Consider the following 19,647-nt stretch of genomic DNA (forward strand, 5'->3'; position numbering starts at 1 on the left):
GCATTGGGCATTGGTGAATAATCAATAGTTCTTCTTCCCCTACCTCGCCTGCTTCCCACTTCCTCATCCCCCACCTATGCCTACAGATACTTTTGAAAAAACTAGCTGGAGTTGGCAGCTTTCTCAATTTCAACAACAAGCTGGAGAATGGTGGGAATACCAGTTTTACCGCTTTGAACGCGCTTTGCCCGAATTGCCTAATGGATGGTCGATTAGCCCAAGGCTAGGTGAGTTGCTGAAATTTCTGTTTTGGCTCGTACTAGGTTTATTTATAGTTTGGGTGGGTTGGCGATTATGGCAAGAATTCAGTCCTTATGTATATTCTTGGCTGAATAGAAGGGGCAATCTCATTGATTTTCGTGTAAAAACTCCCTCTAGTGAGTCATCCATAGCCCTTTTGTTGGAGCGATCACAACAATTTTACCGTCAAGGTAACTACCGTGAGGCTTGCCGTTGTATTTATTTAGCAATGTTGCAGCAGTTGGATAAAAATGCGATCGCACCCCACAAACTCAGCCGCACAGATGGAGAATATCTGCAATTGCTGCGATCGTCTGTGACTCCCATACAGCCCTATGAAACTTTAATTACCACTCACGAGCAATTATGTTTTGGTAATGCCGAGATTTTGCCAGACAATTATGAGCAGTGTCGGCAAGCTTATCGAGAAATTTCTCAAGAATGAAAAGAACGCAGGGATAGGGATACTAAATACATAGCTAAAAAAATCAATACACCTTTTGCAAAAGTCCCAGTGACATGAGAAAAGTAGGTAAAAGCGTGGTGTTTTATATGACCTACAAACAGGTAAAAGGCTTGAAACAAGAAGACTTCAAACGGCTGTATAGAGTGCCAAAGCGAGACTTTCAACCAGATGCTTGAGGTTGTGCGCTCAGGCGACCGCCACAAACACTTATACTGGGCGACCTGCAAAACTCAACTTGGAAGACCAATTATTAATGACATTCAGTAGACCGAAAAGTTTTCCACCCTGATCCCCTTCTGCTAGATAATGGTGACTGTGTTGGAAAGAAGTAGAGAAGATATCGTTGGCAATAATTTTTACTCTTTTGATGATAAACCTCATTAATTAGTTTTCAGTGAGGGCAGCATCAGGCTTTTTAACTTTTGTAGTTCATTTGCCAACATGAAAAGAGCTGCTTCAACCCTAAAAAAGGAATTGAAGAAATATGACCTTAGTAACTCACCGTTTCATCGAAACCAACGGTATCAAGATGCATATTGCCGAACAGGGACAAGGTCCATTGGTGATCTTGTGTCACGGCTTCCCAGAATGTTGGTACTCCTGGCGGCATCAGTTATCGGCATTAGCGGAAGCTGGGTTCCACGCGGTAGCACCAGACCAGCGCGGCTATGGACAGACCTCAAGACCGGAACCAATCGAGGCATACCATATTTTCCAGTTGGTTGGTGATATTGTTGGTCTGGTTCATGCGCTGGGTGAGGAGCAAACAATCATTGTTGGACACGATTGGGGTGCGCCTGTTGCCTGGTATTGTGCCTTACTCCGTCCAGACATCTTCCACGCTATCTCCCTGCTAAGTGTGCCCTATCAACCCCGCAGTTGGTCAGACATTCGACCGACAGAAGCAATGAAGTTGATGGCAGGCGAGCAGGAGTTCTATCAGCTGTACTTCCAAGAACCAGGTAAAGCTGAGGCGGAACTAGAGTCTGACGTTCGCGCTACTATACGTTCAATTCTCTACTCCGCCTCAGGAGATCCACCACCAGAAAAACGCTGGCGCTTCCTATTTAACAAGTCGGAGAAGCCAATAGACACAAGTTATGTACCGGAGCAACTTCCGGCTTGGTTAACAGACCAGGATATCGACTTTTTCACCTCTGAGTTTGAGCGGACTGGTTTCCGGGGCGGGTTGAACTGGTATCGAAACATAGATAGAATTTGGGAACTAACACCGTTTCTTAGCGGTGCAAAGCTGCGCCAGCCAACATTGTTTGTGGCGGGAGAGGCAGATGCAGTGATCGCAATGGCAATGTACCGTGAAGCATTCGACACCCTAGAGGAAAACGTGCCCAACCTGAGGCAGAAGGTATTGCTACCAAAGGCTGGTCATTGGATTCAGCAAGAACGCCCAGTCGAAGTTAATAGATTGCTCATCGAGTTTCTAACAGACCTCCAAATCGACAAGTCGATTACCTAAAAGTTCAACTAGTCTCAGATATACGTTTAAAATGACTATTCGCTGAACGTTACAAAACAAGTATATTAACTCTTACTTACTTGTCGCACGCATTTAGGACTTTTGCAAGAAGTCTAATAATTTTAGTGACAATAATCTAAAAGTAAGAAAAAGCGAGAGATAAACATAAAGACTTATCCTCGCTTTTTGATTACCTAAGCTGTGAGAGTTGCGATCGCCTTATCCACAGCTTCTAAAGCAGTGTTTACTTCCGCCTCTGTGACAATTAGCGGTGGCACAAATCGGACTACTTTTGGCCCAGCAGGTACCAGTAATACGCCTTCTTTGATGGCAGCATTGACGATATCTGCTGCGGTTAGTTGAATATTGGCTCGCAATTCCAAACCATTGATTAAACCCCAGCCCCGAACTTCGCCAACCTGCTGAGGATATTTTGCTGCGATCGCTCTCAATCCATCTCGCAATTGTTCACCTCTGTCTTGCACATTCTGTAAAATATTTTCCCGTTCCAATGTCTGGCAAACACTGAGTGCTACACCACACACAAAAGGATTTCCGCCAAAGGTGCTAGCGTGTTCCCCTGGTTGAAAAACATCACAGAATTTCTTGCTCATCATTGCGCCGATGGGGATACCACCACCTAAGCCTTTGGCACTGGTGAAAATATCCGGTTCAACGCCAAGATGTTCGTAAGCCCATAATTTCCCACTGCGCCCCATACCAACTTGCACTTCATCGAAAATCAATAAAATGCCAGTTTCGTCACAAATCTGCCGGAGCTTTTTAAAATAGGCAACATCTCCTGGACGCACACCGCCTTCTCCCTGCAATGGCTCAATCAGAATTGCCGCTACCCGATAATCGCCTTCATCCAACTCGCTAATCGCCACTTCCACAGCGTTAATATCGTTGTAATTTACGTAGTGGAAACCAGGAACCAAGGGATCAAAATATTTTTGATACTTCGGTTGTGCTGTAGCGGTAATAGTTGCCAAAGTCCGTCCGTGGAAACTGGCATTGGCGGTTAAAATAATCGGTTTTTCAATGTCTAATACTGTGTGGGCATATTTCCGCGCCAGTTTAATTGCAGCTTCATTAGCTTCAGCTCCAGAGTTGCAGAAAAACACGCGATCGGCACAGGAATGATCAACGAGCCATTTTGCTAATTCACCTTGCTCAGGAATGTAGTACAAATTAGAGACATGGTGCAGCTTCTGGATTTGGCGTGTTACCGCTTCTACCATAACTGGGTGGGCGTGTCCTAAAGTACAAGTGGCAATTCCAGCCACAAAGTCCAGATATTCTCGCCCCTGTGTATCCCAAACCCGGCATCCAGCACCCCGTTCTAGGGCTAAGGGAAACCGACCATAGGTAGACATGACAGCTTCATTAAAGCTATCTGCATCAAAGGGACTGGATGCTACAGACCCTGAATCTGGGGGGATGGTGGCTTGTTCAACGAGAGTTTGTAGGCTCACTATCGCTCCTCCTGAGAGTTTTTCATCATATAGTTATTTACTAGTTTCCTAGAAATCCCTAAAAAATACTTTTTATTTAGCACAACTCGTACTTCTTCTTAGGCTAACGCTTATATAACCTCAAACGCTTGGCTGTGGTAAAAAAAATTTTGTTCTCAATACTTGAGCAAAAGTATGAGCGACAGGCAATTTTTATAAGCGTAGCCCGTCATAGGCATCGCAAATCTTGGGAAGAGTCCAGGGGTTTTCTTAGGGATGTCCATACTTCACTCGTCAACTGCTGTCTAGCCTGGGGTTTTGACGGTGTTAGGGCACATGACGAAATTACCCTTGCTGTGTCTAGGAAAACTGTAGCATCGCTCAACTGAAATCACTTCATCATAGTTAATACCCTCTAGGAAAGCTCCCAAAAGGTATTAGTTTTTAAACTATTTTTTTCAAAACTGCTCACATCTGAAACCCCTCTACATCAACAGGACTTACGCAAAAATTGCCAAAAAGCCTAATTTATCGAACCGCCAAGACGCCAAGAACGCCAAGAATTCGTAGAGTGTGCGTAAGTCCTAATCAAAAAGGGTGATATATACGAATTATGATACCTGAAATCTTTGGTTGAAATTATTTTTCTGTGATTTTCAGTTCATCAATATTCCAAAAAGTTGACCCCAAGGCAGAAAACTTGATGGGATTGACACGTTCACGCACCGCTTGAAACGAGATTGGATTCACAAGGCAGAATATCGGCAACTGTTCAGCAACGATTTGCTGAAATTTGCCATAAATCGCCTTGCGCTTGCTCTGGTCTAGTTCTTTAAATCCTGCGCCAAAAAGACTGTCGATTTCTCTCTCCCAATCAGAAACTACCCATCCTTTGAGCGGGGGTTCTCCTGGTAAAGCACCTTGGTTAAACTGATGAAATGAGCCTTGACTAGTCCAAAATAAAGATAGAAGATTAGGTTCAACATCTGCACCGGGAACACCAAATGCACCGACATAACAATCCCAATCTCGACGAGAGAGTAGCTTTTGTAATACTACGTTAAAACTGACTACCTGCATATCTGCTTTGATACCAATTTGATTTAGGTCTTGTTGGATTTGAACGGCGGCATCAATTCTTGATTGATCTTCCGATTTCACTAAAAGATTGAATTGCACCCTATTTCCATCTTGGTCTAACAGTTCTTTTTGGGAATTGTACTTAAACCCAGCCTCTAACAACATTTGCCTAGCTCTCTGCGGATTATAATTATACACTTTTAACCCTGCTGCTGGGGACAAGTAATAGGGACTTTGAACAGCAATTGGCGAATGTTGGATTTCACCTAAGCCACGATAAATATTAGTTTTAATTCGGTTGCGGTCAATGGCATAGACGACTGCTTGTCTAAAAGCTAAGTTATTAAACCATCGAGATTTTATTGGGTCTATAAAAGGCTTACCTTTGGAATTACTAGCTTGGTTGAGATTGAAACCCACAAAGCTAAAACCCGCAGTAGGTCCACCATTGTAAATAATAAATTTTCCTCGCTTTCCCTCTTTCTTGAGTAACCCAAATACTGCTGGTGTCACATTCAAAGTATCCAGTTCCCCTGAGCGAAATTTGAGTAACTGATTTTCTGTAGAAGCAATAATTTGCCAGACAATACGTTGAATATAAGGCTGAGGATTTCTTTGAGAATCTTTACGCCAGTAATAGGGGTTGCGTCGTAAAATTACCCGTTCACCAGGAGTATAACTTTCTATTTGGTAAGGCCCATTGCAGATGATTTTTTGCGGATCAGTATTGGTTCCCCACATTGAGAGAAACTTAGGATTACCATTGCTATCATTCGATAATATAGAAGAACGCAAGACATGACCTGGCAAAATCGCTAGCCTTTCGGCGTATCTTAAAAAAGGGGCAAAAGGTTCTACAAAAGTAAACTCAACTCGCAAATCATCTAGTTTCTGCACTAACGGGAAGGTTTCTGTGTTGCCAATACGCAAAAAATCTCTATATAAAGTGGGAATTTTTTTATTAAGATAAATGTCTCGATAGGTAAAAACTACATCATCTGCCGTGAGAGGTTTACCATCTGACCATTTCAATCCTGTTTTTAAGGTAAAAATAATCCGCTTTTTATCAGCAGATATTGACCAAGATTCTGCTAGTCCCGGCTCCAACTTACTAGTCATCACATTCTCATCGATCAATCCTTTGTAAATCAAAGAAAAAACACTGTATGGAGAGTCATTAATGGCATAGTTAAAAGTAGTTGGGTCACTTAGTGAAACTAGAACTAATTGAGCTACCTGAGATGCTTTGCTCTTCATTTGTGTTGGGTGACAGCTTGTGAGCAAGAAACAACAAGATAGGAGCAAACCAACTATTAAATTCAGAGGTCGGACAACAGCAGGAATCATCTCTAGTCATCTACCTTACAGCTACTATCTACACAGTACAGTATGGTGATTTACTAGTATTAGGATAATGACACTAGACCGAAATGTTCTGCGTTAGCGTTCGCGTAGCGTCTCGTAGAGAAGCTCACCGTACCCCTACGAGGAAGCAAGCTACGCGTAGCGTTCCGCAGCAAAGGTATCGCTTACGATGGCCGCTTCAAAGTAGTAACCAAAGAGGCAGGGGAGCAGTTCTTGCTGGGAGCAAGGGGGAAAACTCCAAATTCCCCAGCAATCAAGGGATTCAGAGCAAGTAAATTTATTTATGTGTAGGATAAAAACATTTATTTCGAGACGCGCTGTTCGTGTGAAATAATGCGTCCTTAGTTCAGCAGCCCTACATTTATGTATGGGGTTCTCCTTTTAGCCCCCTGCTAAGTGCCCCTTGTCCTCTTCAATGACCTGTCATAGCTGGATAACTTGTAGTTTGAATGTACTAAAAAGCACAAATGCGATAAAGTTAGTACAAAACTAGAAAAAGTAGGCTAAAAGTACTATTTTTACGTCATTCTCAACACTTGAGCAAAAATATCAACGTATCCAAAAGGAGTTAATGGCTGGGGCGATCGCTCTCGGCGGTGTTTTCTTCATTGGCACTTTGTGGTACTGGCTAGTGGAGGGCTGGTCATGGGAAGATGCGGCTTACATGACAGTCATAACTTTAGCGACTGTGGGATATGGAGAGACGCATCCACTGGGTAGCCGAGGACGATTGTTTACAATTACCCTGATTTTGTTAGGTGTAGTCAACATCGGTTACATTGTCAACAGATTTACAGAAGCGATCATTCAAGGCTACTTTCAAGAAGGAATTCGGCTACAGCAGCAGAGGCGGTTAATGGAATCCCTATCAGAACATTACATCATCTGTGGATTTAGCCGCACTGGTCGTCAAATTGCCAAAGAATTTCAGGCAGAAGGCGTACTTTTTGTGGTGATTGATTCGGAGACTGAATCTGTGCAAAGGGCGCAGACAGAAGGTTATACAGCATTCCAAGGTGATGCTACATTAGATGACACGCTTTTGAAAGTTGGCGTTGAACGGGCAACTTGTATCGTTGCAGCCCTTCCTTCAGATGCCGAAAATTTATACATTGTTTTATCAGCTAAAACACTGAATTCGGGAATTCGCGTAATCGCACGGGCAAGTACAGAAGAGGCTTTGCAGAAGTTACGACGCGGTGGTGCAGATGAAGTGATATCCCCCTATATTACTGGTGGTAAGCGCATGGCTGCTGCGGCACTCAGACCCCAAGTATTGGACTTTGTAGACGGAATTCTGACAGGTGCAGACCGTCAGTTGTATATGGAAGAATTTTTACTCGAACCGTCTTTGTGTCCTTTTGTCGGTCAAACTTTGCAAAAAGCGAGATTGCGATCGCAATCTGGGGCATTAGTTCTGGCAATTCGCCGCGTTGATGGCACTTTAATCGGTGGCCCCACTGGCGATACGGTGTTAATGCCAGGCGATCGGCTAATTGGTATGGGTACAGCAGAGCAATTGCGTAGCCTTAACCAAATTCTCGGCCCAATTGGTTCTAAGAAACTGCGGCGACCGAAAAATAGTTGAATAAGAGGCAAGGGAACAGGGAGCTATTAGCTGGGGAGAAGGAACAGAAAGGGGGATTCGACCCCACCCTCACTTGAACCACTTAACAGAAGTGGGGGATTCAAACCCATGTTCCGCTCCGCTACACGGCAGGAGTCAGGGGGCATTTCCCGCCGCCCCCTGCCTCTTCGTTGAGGGCAGATATCAAATAATTTGTGTTGGTTTACTTTACGAGAATGGTTTAATTATTAGATTTTTAACTTTTGCTTTATTTTGTAGTTTACTTACCAGTTAATATCCACTGCACAAATCTGCATATAACTGTCAAACTGTCTGATGGTAATTGTTCTCCCTCAGTAGTTGAAGATAGCCATTTTTGCATACGGCTACACGGTATATAAACTCCACTACTTGAATTTATATAAGTTTTGCTAAACTCTTGATAGCCAGATGCTTCATAAAAAGGTTTGGCAGTGATTGAAGCACAGACAGCTAACGTATTGACATTTTGAGAACACGCTTCCCTTTCTATTGCTTTTAGCAACTCTGTGCCAATTCCTTGTCGCACATATTGAGGATGCACATAAAGTGCATTCACCCAATATCTGGAGTAGGCAGAAAAACCCACAATTTTTTCACCAATTTCAGCTACAAAAACTATATCTTTTCTCTCTTCTGCTTGTGATTTATCTAAGTGTATATCGTTTAATAATGCTTGAATCTGTTCAGGACTATAATCTATGGAACAAAGTGCCTGTATGGCATCTCTTTGGATATTAAAAATCTGATTTCTATCTTGCGGTTGGGCTAGGCGAATTTTGATGTGATTAGGCTGCGTTTTAGTCATTACTAGGTTTTAACACAGCTTTTGATACATGGCGCTTAACTCAGCCACTCTAAAATATTGGCTTTGCTAACCAATGACTAATGACTAATGACTAATAATCAATTTCTTTCCATCCATGCATGGCTGCTATACCTTTTGTAACCCATTCGATCACAATTGGAGGAGCTTCTGATATCAAGATGCTAGGATAAACTGCTGCACCCCATTCGGGATGAATTAACACACGGCATTGATTTTTAATCATTGGATAGTTAAGCAAAGCTTTGACAACTGCTGTGTCATCGTGGGGAATTGCTCCAGGATGAGATAGTAAAGGATAGCCTGTGCGAGGGTCGATCAGGTCTGTTAAATAGCCGCGATCGCGCAGATTAAATGCCAAATCGCAGCCAAATCTCATAAACTTTTCTCGCAAGCGTTCTTTCTCTGTCTCTACTTCTGCTGTCTTTTCGACTAATTCATAACGCGATCGCTGTAAGACAATCACTACTTGTAAAAATGGCTGCTGTTTCCAATCTGGTAATATCCGTTCGCAGTTGGCACAGATATATTGACTGGGAGCATGAATTGAAATTTGAACCGCTTGTCCCGTTTCGCCAACTAAATTAATAGGACAGCTTTGCTCCGAAATGTAAACCTTGGGATAGTTCACTAAATTGATTCAGTTTTGGCAAGTTTTTTAATTTAATCTCCGGTATAGATGATAGCTCTTAAAAGTTCATAAAAATCATTAATTTACTATAATTTGTTACTTTTTTTGGCAGCAGTTGCTAATAATTTGATAATTTTAATCCTAATTTTATCCTTTATTAACCTGTTCTCATGGGATTTGTTGCGATCGCTATCAGCATTGGCATAGGTGCAGCTTGTGGTAGACAAGCGATGCCTACGGCGGGCTACGCCTACGCTCCTGAAATCTGTTCGATCAAAATCCCAAAAAATGACCTCCACCTCAGACGATTTGTAGCTCAAACCAAAATAGTCTAGCTGTCAGCAAACCTGGATTAAACAGCCGTCTGGTGAAGCAAAGCGCGTCGGAGTTTCACCAAAAGCAAGCAGAAAAAACAAAGGTAATCGTGTCTCTTTGGAGATGCTGAAGCTATGAAGCTTACTTTCCATAGCACCCAATTAATTGAGTTTTAAAGAATTCACCGGCACATCATCCCAAGAATCGACTATCCGCAATCGCGCTACCCAACCGGCTGCCTTTTGCGTCTTGGTCAAATTATTCTCAAAAGAATCATGACAATCTTTGGCTTGAGATTCGTTACAAGTGGCAATACAGGCATGAATCATCCCAGACGGATCAATTTGCTCATTTACCCAAATAGTCATGAAATATTTCCTCGAAAACTATAGCGAAAAAAGCTATTTGTCATTTTAGAATACTATTAGAGTCAATCAATTTTGGATTTTAGATTGCCGATTTTGGACTTTGGCATGAGCGCGGCTTGACTGAGCGATCGCCGAATGTCTCAATCGAACTATTTTGGATTTATTTTGAATTTTAAATTCTTATCTCCTCTTTCGTAGCGACGGCGGTAGAGTAATTCTAACTATCCATCATATTCTTGAATCCAGGCAATCTGGCGCTATAGGACTAATATTTGATTTCTGAAAAAGCTCGGTACAGATCGAAAAGCCTAATTCCTTATTCCCTACTCCCTACTCCTTACTCCCTACTCCCCACTCCCCACCCACGTAGATAATTTCAAAAATCAAGTACGATTCCTATAGTAGAGTCCCCGGAAGGTGTTGGGAAATAATAGTGTAAAGATTGCCACTACCAACCCTGATGCTGTGGATACTAAAGCTTCACTAATTCCAGATGTTACACCTGTTGTTTTAGTACCTCCCACATCTCCGATATTTAGAGAGGCAAAGGAGTTAATTAATCCTAAAACAGTGCCGAGAAGTCCCAACAGGGGCGCAAGACCAATAATTGTCTCAAAAATATTTTGGGAGCGCTTGAGTAAGGGGATTTCGGCTTGTGCTTCACTTTCTAATGCCAAACGAAATTCCTCTGGTGTCGGCTCCTCTAATTCTAAAGCTGCTAAAAAAATCCGAGCAATGGGTAAATCAGAATTTTTCTGCAATTTATCTAAAGCACTAACTACATTATCAACACGATAAAGCTGTAGCACCTCTCGCACTACCTTGTTTTGCCGATTACTTATCTTTACCTAAAAGATGATCCGTTCGATAATCAGCGCCACCCCTAACAAAGAGAACCCCAGCAGAGGCCACATGACCACGCCACCTGCTGTAAACAGATTACTAATTTCCATCTACTCTTTTTTCAACTCTTCAACAACGCTAGGTTAACAAATCGTTGTTTGAGTGAAGTTGATATCATTTTCCAAAAGGAATTGCTCTGCAAGTTTTAAAGGGTTAAGCTGCATCTCGAAGGTAATTGGATTGAAATGCCACCGTTACAATCAGAACAAGATTTAGAAAATTATCCTAACTTCATTGAGCGTATTCGCAGCAGTTCTGAGCCACGAGATGGAGCAGTTTAACGCTGTATTGTAGTTACAGCAACTTTTGAGCTATCCTCAGTTTGGCCGATCGCGATCGCGGATTCTTACTAATTTCCTCTTCTTGAGCAATAATTGGTTTTTTTGTCAATACCTTTAATAAAGGTGAATTTCTTAAACCATGTTTCACCGGACGGTCTTCCAGACTGTGAAAACTGATAATTGCAATTCTGCCACCAGGGACAAGGGCATTTGGTGCTTTATCCAAAAAGGTTTCTAGGGATTTTAACTCATCGTTGACGACAATTCGCAGAGCTTGAAAAACACGGGTAGCCGGGTGAATTCTCCCATAACGGTATTTGGGGGGAACTGAAGAAGCGATCGCATCAGCTAATTCTGTAGTCGTGTGCAACGGTCGCCGTTCGACAATACGATGAGCAATCCGCCGCGATAATCTCTCCTCACCGTACTTAAAGAAAATATCTGCTAATTCTGCTTCATCCCAATTATTAATCACATCAGCAGCAGTTAGCGATCGCCCTCGATCCATTCGCATATCCAAACTTGCAGCTTGGCGAAAGCTAAAACCTCGTTCTGCTTGATCTAAATGGTAAGAACTTACCCCCAAATCGGCTAAAATACCATCGAAACTGTTAGGGGGAAACTCGTAGTCAGCAAAATTGCTATAAATAAATTGTATGCGATCGCTATATTCAGTTAAGTTCTTTTTCGCTGCTGCTAAAGCATCCTCATCTTGGTCAATCGCCGTTACCCGCACATCCGCAGCAGCTTCTAAGATTAGGCGACTATGACCACCACCGCCTACCGTCGTATCAAGATAATGACCTCCTGGAGATACCGCTAGACCTGCAATTACTTCCTGCGGTAACACTGGTAGATGAGAAAATATCGGTTCTTCCATAGCTAGCTGACGATTCATGAGACTTAGGGCAAAAAACCACAGGTGAACTTTAATTATGTATTCTTTTGTTTGTGTCTTTGTATGTTTCTAGCTAAAAAATAGTGTTTGAACCGCTAAGACACAAAAGGAAAATATCATAAACTCGACACCCAACGTCAGCTTTGGATCTTGAGCTTTAAGCATTCTGTAGTACTATTTTTTACCTTTTTTCTGGTAAATCATCGAATTTGGTATCCGTTTTAATTTTTTCTCCATATTTAAATTGCTATTTAGAATAAAAATGAACACATTTCCGAGCAATTCATTTTCTTCTAATAAGCTATTTACAAGTTTAGAGCTATCGGCTTCATAAATACGACTATTTTCCCAAAAACTAAATCCACGCTTCACAGCTAGAACATAAAGTGGTTTTTCAGGAAAATATTGCAGATTTTTTTGAACTAAATAAGCAGTTATTATCTGGGGGTAATGAGATAACTGCTGACGAAGCTTATCTACCTCTATATCTGAGATATTATGAGGATCAAATTTATCATCTCTTTTCAAATTAGAGCGCTCTTGCTGCGCTTTTAAAATTAATTTACTATGATTGTCTGCACGTTCTTGATAAGACTTTGCTTCATTGTTTTTTCCTTGGTTTTTAAGAAAATAGCAAATCATCTGACAACCTCCTATGACTATATTTGAGTCTTGCTCTATTGCCCTCTCAATGTATTTTATTCCAGTTGCATCTTGTTTTTTTAATAAGATTTTACCTAATAAATAATTAGCTGATGCAAGGTAAGCGTCACGATGAATAATTTCTTTTAATAGAGGTATAACAGAGTCTTCACCCTCAAATTCTAACGTCAAAAGTGCTTGTTTAATAGCTTCTTCTTGGGTTAACTGTTGTTTTTGCGATTTGTGATTTAAATCTTTTAATTTAGCTATGCATTTTTGAAATTCAGCATATTCTTGTCTCCAAAATGTTGCTATTTTTTCTCGCCAATCTTGACTAAAATACTCAATGAGCTTTTCTAATTTATCTCCTAACAACTCTTGGGCTGCACTGATTTCAATTCTTGAAAATATAGCGGCTTCTTGCTGAACATCGGGGATATATCCCAAGGCTTTTAATCTATCTGTCAAGCAAGGGTGAGTATCAGTATTATTGGTTTTTTCTGTTAATGCTTCAATTAAATAAGCATTTGTAATTTCCTGATTAAGTCTCTGGCTTAAAGCCTGTCTCATATCCATATAAGTCATTTTTGGTGGTTCAATTTCTGTCTCTACCTGTTTATAGATACTAGACCAAAAATATCTTTCTAAAAATCTAGCTTTCACCTTTGTATTTATCAAAGCTTTAGCAGTATTTTGTTCTCCCGTTAAATCAACAGCACATCTATCTGCTTCATATTCATTCATGCGTGCTAACACAAAAGAATAGGCATTAAAAAATGGAATGTACCATATCAAAAACAGTTGAAAAACTAACGATAATATTTCATGTCCACTTTGTCGGAGTCCTGTAACAATGCGATACCAAGTTTCGCGTTGGCGATAAATCCAACCACTAAAACGGCTGTGATTTCCTGATAAATGTCCCAGTTCATGAGCTAACACGGCACGAAAATGTTCGGGTGGCAGTGCTAGCATGAGCGGTAGACCCACAATTAAGTAATTTTGCTGCCATCCCAGCAAACCTAAGCGCGGTCTTTGAACAACTGCTGCATTAAAATCGTTGGTCAGCAGGATGTGGTGAAACCGTGGAGCTTGCAGTTTCGATGAGATTTCGTTAGTTAAAGAATAGAGATTGGGTACATCCTTGGGTTGTAGTGGTAAACCTGTAGGTGGGGGAAAAGAAACCCAAAGCGATCGCACTAATACGAATGCTAACGTCAGGAAAAACAGAAGACCTGTCAAAGATAAGTTAGAAATTGACTGAGCATTAAGTATCCCAAAGATAATACCTACCAGTAGAGCCAATGTTACAGCTAGAACGAAAAATATATATGCGTAGCCCAAAGTAGCCAAAAAAGCAACATGCAATTTATAAAGATGCGGTTGTTTATTAGCAAAAGCTTCTAACTTCTGAATTAGCTTATCAAAACGCTCTTGATTGAAAGTCATAGATATGTATTAGGGTCAGAAAACTGTAATATAACTGACACAATATCTCTATGGCTTACGTAAAAACTCAGAAGTCAATAGTCATCATTGAGAAAACCATTTTCTTTCACCCCGTCCCTTTATCCCAGCATCATGAGATAAAAAAATTCGATGCCTTAATTAAGTGCATATCGAGCTTCCATATAATAGTTGAAGAAGTGCAACAAAATGAAACATCAAATCAAATCCCTCCTCTGTCACTTTTTCTCCAACCTACCCACCGCGTCTCCCCGTCAATCCACAACCCTTACTTTGGCTTGACAAACAAGATAAATTGGGTCTAGTTGGCATCTAAGCGGTTCAATTCAAAATTTGCCTTCAGCACGCTACGCGAACACAACGGGAGAACACGAAATCTATGACCAGACTAGAAACCCGCACTGAACCAATGGTGCTAAACATGGGGCCACACCACCCCTCAATGCACGGGGTTCTGCGGCTAATCATGACTCTGGATGGCGAAGATGTTGTTGACTGTGAACCAGTTATCGGCTATTTGCACCGGGGAATGGAAAAAATCGCTGAGAACCGTACTAATGTAATGTACGTTCCTTACGTCAGTCGCTGGGACTACGCGGCGGGAATGTTCAACGAAGCCGTCACTGTCAACGCCCCAGAAAAGCTTGCAGGTGTTGCTGTCCCCAAACGTGCTAGCTACATCCGCGTCATCATGCTGGAGTTGAACCGCATCGCTAACCACTTGCTGTGGTTTGGCCCCTTCCTCGCTGACGTAGGCGCACAAACTCCCTTCTTCTACCAGTTCCGCGAACGGGAGATGATTTATGATTTGTGGGAAGCCGCCACAGGTTATCGGATGGTGAATAACAACTACTTCCGTGTTGGTGGGGTAGCAGCCGATTTACCTTATGGTTGGGTAGATAAGTGTCTGGAATTTTGTGACTACTTGTTACCCAAAATTGATGAGTACGAACGCTTAGTAACCGATAACCCCATCTTCCGGCGACGTGTTGAGGGACTTGGTACTATCACCCGTGAAGAAGCAATTAACTGGGGACTTTCTGGCCCAATGTTACGCGCATCTGGCGTGCAATGGGATTTGCGGAAAGTTGACCATTACGAATGCTACGACGATTTCGACTGGGATGTGCAGTGGGAAACCGCCGGTGATTGCTTTGCTCGTTACGTGGTGCGGATGCGGGAAATGCGCGAATCTGTAAAGATTATTCGCCAAGCAATTAAAGGACTTCCTGGCGGCCCTTACGAAAATCTGGAAGCCAAGCGTTTAGCCGCAGGTAAAAAATCCGAGTGGGACGCATTTGATTACCAATTCATCGGTAAAAAAGTTTCCCCCACTTTCAAGATTCCCAAGGGTGAAATCTACGCCCGTGTAGAAAGTGGCAAAGGTGAATTAGGAATTTATTTGGTTGGCGATGATAATGTCTTCCCTGCACGTTGGAAGATTCGCGCAGCAGATTTCAACAATCTCCAGATTGTCCCACATTTACTGCGGGGCATGAAGGTTGCAGATATTGTGGTGATTCTCGGCAGTGTTGACATAATTATGGGGTCTGTAGATAGGTAGAAAATATCTATTTAAGTAGTTTTTAGAGCAGTTGTATTTCAGTGCAACTGCTCTTTTTTTTATGAACCGCAGAGGTGTAGAGGACACGGAGAGAAAAAAATGCTGGATTATATTTAAGCCTAATACGTGGCGCGAGTAAAAAAGGGTGCTGAACTGATTGCTGAAGAAAAGAAAAATGCAGGTGGTCAATTAGGGCGACCATCAGGTGCAAGATTTCGCAGTTATGAAAGATTGAAAAGTTATGTTCAAGAAATGAATGGAATACTATTTGTTAGTGAAGAACTTTTAAAAAGCAATTGATGAGATTTAGCGTTATCCTTTGTGACGGTCAGCCATTGATAGTCTCAACCGCCACATAATTAATACACCACAATATATAACAGGTGGTGCGTAACGTTATGCGGTAACACACCCTACAAAGCTTTAAAGATATAATTGAATTATTTTAGGAGTAATTTTATGGTTATATTATCATCTAATATTTCTTTAACAGAGTTTCTGCAATTACCAGAAACTAAACCAGCTAGTGAATATATTGATGCAAAAATCTACCAAAAAGCAATGCCGCAGGGAAAACATAGCAGAATCCAAACTCGTTTATCAACCGAGATTAATCAGGTAAGCGAACCTGAGCAAAAAGCTTTAGCATTAACTGAATTACGCTGTACCTTTGGAGGACGTTCTTTAGTTCCAGATGTTTCTATATTTGAATGGTCACGGCTTGTTGTTGATGAATCTGGGGAAATTGCCAATAAGTTTGAAATTTATCCAGATTGGATAATTGAAATTTTATCACCTGACCAATTTCCTAACCGTGTGATTGATAAAATTATTTTTTGCATTAATCATGGTACAAAACTAGGTTGGTTTATTGACTCTAATGATAAATCGGTGATGGTATTTCAACCTAATAAATTACCACAAGTAAAATATAATAATGATAAATTGACTGTTATTAAGGTATTAACAGATTGGCAAATTACGCCAGCAGATATATTTAGTTGGTTAAAAGTGAAATAGTTAAAAGGACGGTTATAGGGTTTTTGGCGTTGCATAATAGGGGGATGAATTGAGGTCATCTACTGTGCAATGTCCATACTGTAAGTCTACGGAGATTCGGAAAAATGGTAAGCGAAGAGGTAAACAAAATCACATTTGTATCAAATGCGCTCGCCAATTCATCGACGTGTACGATCCTCCAAAAGGATATTCAGAGGAGCTTAAACAAGAATGCTTAAAAATGTACCTGAACGGTATGGGTTTTCGTGGGATTGAAAGGGTTAAAAGTGTGCATCACACTACTATTATTTATTGGGTCAAACAACTAGGAGAAAAACTTCCAGATGTACCAAAAGAAGATGTTATTCCAGAAGTTGCAGAACTGGATGAGTTAGAGACATTTATAGGTTTAAAAAAAACAAAATTTGGTTGTGGACAGCAGTAAATCACTTTAAGAAGAGGTAAGGAAGAGAAATTTAAAAACTGATTTACTCCGCAAAATTAATGGGACAGAGCACTAGAAATAATAACAGTATAGGACTAATATTTGATTTCTGAAAAAGCTCGGTACAGAGCGAAAAGCCTAATTCCTTATTCCCTACTCCCCACTCACGTAGATAATTTCAAAAATCAAATACGATTCCTATATGACAAATATCTATAACTATAAATACAAACTGACTTATTACATTGCAGTTTAAAGTATATTTATCGCTTCAAACTATAAAAAACTGAGCATATTATTTGTAAATTACTAAAATTCTTAACTTTAAATTTATAATTGAATTTTTTTTGCTGCAAATTAAAAATTATAATTTCTTAAGATTTATTTAAAATTACCCGTAGAGGTTGAAGAGTATTATGTTTCGTTAAAATTGAATTGCTGCTATAAATACAATAATGTATTTAAATAAAGTCTAATAAATTACTATATAAATCCAGCAGCATTTACTTAGTCGTAATTTTAGAACCGTGCAAATTCATCCTCACTCCGAATTTCATCATAGCCGCGATCGCCCTGAACAGGGTTTGCAAAATTTGCTCGATCGCCTTGTTAAAACAATGCAGCGTGATGAGTTAGTTCGGCAAACAACCAATCAACTTAGAGAATCGCTTCAGGTTGATCGGGTGGTGTTGTATTATTTTTACAGTCAGTGGCAAGGACAGGTGACTTTTGAATCTTTGAGTTCTAAAGAATTCTCAATACTTGGTTCCACTGGCCCAGATGATTGTTTTAACAACGAGTATGCTGCTTTATACTTAGCAGGACGCGTAAGAGCGATCGCTGATATTGAATTAGAGCCAATCCAGCCTTGTCACCGAGATTTTCTGTACAATTTGCAGGTTCGCGCCAACTTGGTTGTACCAATTGTCATACCTAGAGGATTATGGGGATTGCTAGTAGCACATTACTGTCAAGGGCCTCATTATTGGTCGCCATCAGATATAGAAATGATGAAAACAGGGGCACAAATAGCAACAGATCATAATATTCTGGAGAGTTAAGTCACTGTGTATTCAAATGGCATACTGTTAAGTAGCAGAAATCCTCGCCAGCACTGATTTTTCTAGATAAGGAGAAAAAACTGTGAAATTTGGTTACACGGTCATTTGGGTAGACGATGTAGTTAAAACCGTTGAGTTTTACGAAAAAGCTTTTGGTCTAGTTCGTCGTACCCTCGTGGATAAGGGGCAATCTATCTGGGCCGAAATCGAAACCGGAAACACCACACTAGCTTTCTCCTCTAGTAGCGAAGCACAGAAGTTATTTCCTGGTGGCTGTCATCCCAACCACGCTACACAACCACCAGCATTAATCCAGATATCATTTATTACTCCTGATGTTGGCAGCGCTTACATGAGAGCGATCGGGGCAGGCGCAAAAACACTAGATGCTCCTAAAACTCAGCCTGGGGGACAAACTATTGCTCGTGTCCGCGATCCCAATGGCGTGCTGGTGTCGTTGGTGAGTGGCTAATAGCGATCGCTACCTTGAAATTGGTAATTCCCATACCGCAAGTTTTTCATTGATTAGGGCATCAAACAAGCAAAGGTATAATTACAGCAGGCTAACACGACAATAAAAAATCAACGCCTAATTTTCTTACTTTGGCTAGTTGGATAGTTAAACGGGGAATTTTGTAAGTACACTAAGGGATGTCAAAGATTTTTGAGTTAACAGGACAGCAAAAGGCTCTGATTGCTGACTATCGAATGAAGTGGTATTCAGTGGCAATCTCAACTCAGACAGTTGATAAAGTAAGAGCTTTTTCCGCAATCGAGGCCGTTTACAAGAAAATATCAAATGCAGAAATACCTGACATATACTATTTTGAAAGTCCCCTTAGTGTCGCTAACCTCAGCTTTATAAGCCATATTCATCCGGCTGCAAACTTATCCAATCAACGTAAGCTGAACAACATCATTAGAAAAGTTAAAAATCAATTACTCAAAGGATTACTTTGTAATTCTTTTTACCGACATATTGTTTTTCCTCTTATTGAAATTGTTGGACAGCAGTTTGACATTGAGCTATGGAATATTTTGCATAAGCAATTAACGTTCTGGTCACCGCTCAATAATCTGATACCTGGAAGCCTACGCGATAGTGAAAAATTATCTTTAATCTGGAAATTTGGTAAACCCAATCAGCAAAGGAATATAGAGCAATTTTGGTTATATTTGGCATTAGGTTTAATCTCACCAGATACGGTGTGTAGTATTTGTGGATTGTTGGACTTATGCACCTCTGAGCTAGGATGCTTCATAGAGGAAGACTTATGGAACACACTAAGAACATACATTTCTGAGTGTGGTTGGACATTCTTTTTTCAAGATTTCTGTTTCACCTGTCAACGTCCACATAAATTGCTGCTTGATGAGCAAAATCGACCTCATGCAGAGAATGAAGCAGCCATAGAATTTTTAGATGGTTTTAGCGTATTTGCCAAGAATGGTACGCTGGCTTTCGATTGCGAGTAGTCTAACAATCTGCTTGTACCTGATACAAGGTGATTTGTCAGTTAAAGTGAATGGAGTTTGTAGACTATTAGGGAAATTAT

Annotated in this window: 17 protein-coding genes and 2 pseudogenes; 11 read left to right on the top strand and 8 right to left on the bottom strand. The window is 40.9% G+C overall.

Going from position 1 to position 19,647, the window contains the following annotated elements:
- The first annotated feature begins 76 nt into the window (after positions 1-76).
- Together ACFE90_RS04100 and ACFE90_RS04105 are read left to right on the top strand one after the other, a co-directional pair.
- Positions 77-685: a DUF4129 domain-containing protein gene (locus ACFE90_RS04100; protein WP_375497980.1), complete on the top strand. Its 609-nt coding sequence runs from the start codon at positions 77-79 to the stop codon at positions 683-685.
- A gap of 505 nt (positions 686-1,190) precedes the next feature.
- Positions 1,191-2,183, top strand: coding sequence for an alpha/beta fold hydrolase (locus ACFE90_RS04105; RefSeq protein WP_375497982.1), 993 nt, complete (start codon positions 1,191-1,193; stop codon positions 2,181-2,183).
- Positions 2,184-2,377: 194 nt separating this feature from the next.
- Here ACFE90_RS04105 and ACFE90_RS04110 read toward each other — a convergent pair whose 3' ends face one another.
- On the bottom strand, positions 2,378-3,661 hold the full coding sequence (locus ACFE90_RS04110; RefSeq protein WP_375497984.1) for an aspartate aminotransferase family protein: 1,284 nt from the start codon (positions 3,659-3,661) through the stop codon (positions 2,378-2,380).
- A gap of 618 nt (positions 3,662-4,279) precedes the next feature.
- Positions 4,280-6,067 carry an ABC transporter substrate-binding protein gene (locus tag ACFE90_RS04115; RefSeq protein ID WP_375497986.1) on the bottom strand — a complete coding sequence of 596 codons (1,788 nt, stop codon included), beginning with the start codon at positions 6,065-6,067 and terminating at the stop codon, positions 4,280-4,282.
- Positions 6,068-6,656: 589 nt separating this feature from the next.
- Between ACFE90_RS04115 and ACFE90_RS04120 the strand changes: the two genes are divergently transcribed.
- Positions 6,657-7,673, top strand: coding sequence for a potassium channel family protein (locus ACFE90_RS04120; RefSeq protein WP_375497988.1), 1,017 nt, complete (start codon positions 6,657-6,659; stop codon positions 7,671-7,673).
- A gap of 259 nt (positions 7,674-7,932) precedes the next feature.
- Here the strand turns inward: ACFE90_RS04120 and ACFE90_RS04125 are convergent, their stop codons facing one another.
- Together ACFE90_RS04125 and ACFE90_RS04130 are read right to left on the bottom strand one after the other, a co-directional pair.
- Positions 7,933-8,499 carry a GNAT family N-acetyltransferase gene (locus ACFE90_RS04125; protein ID WP_375497990.1) on the bottom strand — a complete coding sequence of 189 codons (567 nt, stop codon included), beginning with the start codon at positions 8,497-8,499 and terminating at the stop codon, positions 7,933-7,935.
- 91 nt (positions 8,500-8,590) lie between these two features.
- Positions 8,591-9,148 (bottom strand): methylmalonic aciduria and homocystinuria type D protein, encoded by a 558-nt coding sequence (locus ACFE90_RS04130; protein WP_375497992.1) that lies wholly within the window; start codon positions 9,146-9,148, stop codon positions 8,591-8,593.
- A 170-nt stretch (positions 9,149-9,318) separates the two neighbouring features.
- Here ACFE90_RS04130 and ACFE90_RS04135 point away from each other — a divergent pair, with 170 nt between their 5' ends.
- Positions 9,319-9,483 (top strand): hypothetical protein, encoded by a 165-nt coding sequence (locus tag ACFE90_RS04135; RefSeq protein ID WP_375497994.1) that lies wholly within the window; start codon positions 9,319-9,321, stop codon positions 9,481-9,483.
- Between the two features lie 141 nt (positions 9,484-9,624).
- On the opposite strand, the gene ACFE90_RS04140 is transcribed toward ACFE90_RS04135, so the two are convergent.
- From ACFE90_RS04140 to ACFE90_RS04155, 4 genes and pseudogenes are all read right to left on the bottom strand, one after another.
- Positions 9,625-9,831, bottom strand: a complete 207-nt coding sequence (locus ACFE90_RS04140; protein ID WP_375497996.1) for a glycogen debranching protein — start codon at positions 9,829-9,831, stop codon at positions 9,625-9,627.
- A gap of 395 nt (positions 9,832-10,226) precedes the next feature.
- Positions 10,227-10,784, bottom strand: a pseudogene (locus tag ACFE90_RS04145) (MotA/TolQ/ExbB proton channel family protein); the annotation flags it as partial.
- Between the two features lie 244 nt (positions 10,785-11,028).
- Complete coding sequence (gene rsmH, locus ACFE90_RS04150; protein WP_375497998.1) at positions 11,029-11,913, bottom strand: 16S rRNA (cytosine(1402)-N(4))-methyltransferase RsmH; 885 nt, start codon at positions 11,911-11,913, stop codon at positions 11,029-11,031.
- A 174-nt stretch (positions 11,914-12,087) separates the two neighbouring features.
- Positions 12,088-14,004, bottom strand: coding sequence for a M48 family metallopeptidase (locus ACFE90_RS04155; protein WP_375498000.1), 1,917 nt, complete (start codon positions 14,002-14,004; stop codon positions 12,088-12,090).
- Between the two features lie 397 nt (positions 14,005-14,401).
- Here ACFE90_RS04155 and ACFE90_RS04160 point away from each other — a divergent pair, with 397 nt between their 5' ends.
- The 7 genes and pseudogenes from ACFE90_RS04160 (at position 14,402) to ACFE90_RS04190 (ending at position 19,567) form a co-directional block, all read left to right on the top strand.
- Positions 14,402-15,586, top strand: a complete 1,185-nt coding sequence (locus tag ACFE90_RS04160; protein WP_375498002.1) for an NAD(P)H-quinone oxidoreductase subunit H — start codon at positions 14,402-14,404, stop codon at positions 15,584-15,586.
- Positions 15,587-15,712: 126 nt separating this feature from the next.
- Positions 15,713-15,886, top strand: coding sequence for a hypothetical protein (locus tag ACFE90_RS04165; protein WP_375498004.1), 174 nt, complete (start codon positions 15,713-15,715; stop codon positions 15,884-15,886).
- A gap of 159 nt (positions 15,887-16,045) precedes the next feature.
- On the top strand, positions 16,046-16,606 hold the full coding sequence (locus ACFE90_RS04170; RefSeq protein WP_375498006.1) for a Uma2 family endonuclease: 561 nt from the start codon (positions 16,046-16,048) through the stop codon (positions 16,604-16,606).
- A 64-nt stretch (positions 16,607-16,670) separates the two neighbouring features.
- Positions 16,671-17,038: pseudogene (locus ACFE90_RS04175) on the top strand (IS1 family transposase); the annotation flags it as partial.
- A gap of 519 nt (positions 17,039-17,557) precedes the next feature.
- Positions 17,558-18,091 carry a GAF domain-containing protein gene (locus ACFE90_RS04180; protein ID WP_375498008.1) on the top strand — a complete coding sequence of 178 codons (534 nt, stop codon included), beginning with the start codon at positions 17,558-17,560 and terminating at the stop codon, positions 18,089-18,091.
- 82 nt (positions 18,092-18,173) lie between these two features.
- Positions 18,174-18,563 (top strand): VOC family protein, encoded by a 390-nt coding sequence (locus ACFE90_RS04185; protein WP_375498010.1) that lies wholly within the window; start codon positions 18,174-18,176, stop codon positions 18,561-18,563.
- Positions 18,564-18,742: 179 nt separating this feature from the next.
- Positions 18,743-19,567, top strand: a complete 825-nt coding sequence (locus ACFE90_RS04190; protein WP_375498012.1) for a hypothetical protein — start codon at positions 18,743-18,745, stop codon at positions 19,565-19,567.
- The last annotated feature ends 80 nt before the right edge of the window (positions 19,568-19,647 follow it).

Origin of the sequence: uncultured Nostoc sp., assembly GCF_964245445.1 — a bacterium.
Classification (GTDB): Bacteria; Cyanobacteriota; Cyanobacteriia; order Cyanobacteriales; family Nostocaceae; genus Nostoc.

Coding starts and splice junctions, on each gene's coding strand:
- ACFE90_RS04100 (WP_375497980.1), top strand. CDS start 77: ATGCCTACAGATACTTTTGAAAAAACTAGCTGGAGTTGGCAGCTTTCT.
- ACFE90_RS04105 (WP_375497982.1), top strand. CDS start 1,191: ATGACCTTAGTAACTCACCGTTTCATCGAAACCAACGGTATCAAGATG.
- ACFE90_RS04115 (WP_375497986.1), bottom strand. CDS start 6,067: ATGATTCCTGCTGTTGTCCGACCTCTGAATTTAATAGTTGGTTTGCTC.
- ACFE90_RS04120 (WP_375497988.1), top strand. CDS start 6,657: ATGGCTGGGGCGATCGCTCTCGGCGGTGTTTTCTTCATTGGCACTTTG.
- ACFE90_RS04125 (WP_375497990.1), bottom strand. CDS start 8,499: ATGACTAAAACGCAGCCTAATCACATCAAAATTCGCCTAGCCCAACCG.
- ACFE90_RS04135 (WP_375497994.1), top strand. CDS start 9,319: ATGGGATTTGTTGCGATCGCTATCAGCATTGGCATAGGTGCAGCTTGT.
- ACFE90_RS04140 (WP_375497996.1), bottom strand. CDS start 9,831: ATGACTATTTGGGTAAATGAGCAAATTGATCCGTCTGGGATGATTCAT.
- rsmH (WP_375497998.1), bottom strand. CDS start 11,913: ATGAATCGTCAGCTAGCTATGGAAGAACCGATATTTTCTCATCTACCA.
- ACFE90_RS04155 (WP_375498000.1), bottom strand. CDS start 14,004: ATGACTTTCAATCAAGAGCGTTTTGATAAGCTAATTCAGAAGTTAGAA.
- ACFE90_RS04160 (WP_375498002.1), top strand. CDS start 14,402: ATGACCAGACTAGAAACCCGCACTGAACCAATGGTGCTAAACATGGGG.
- ACFE90_RS04170 (WP_375498006.1), top strand. CDS start 16,046: ATGGTTATATTATCATCTAATATTTCTTTAACAGAGTTTCTGCAATTA.
- ACFE90_RS04190 (WP_375498012.1), top strand. CDS start 18,743: ATGTCAAAGATTTTTGAGTTAACAGGACAGCAAAAGGCTCTGATTGCT.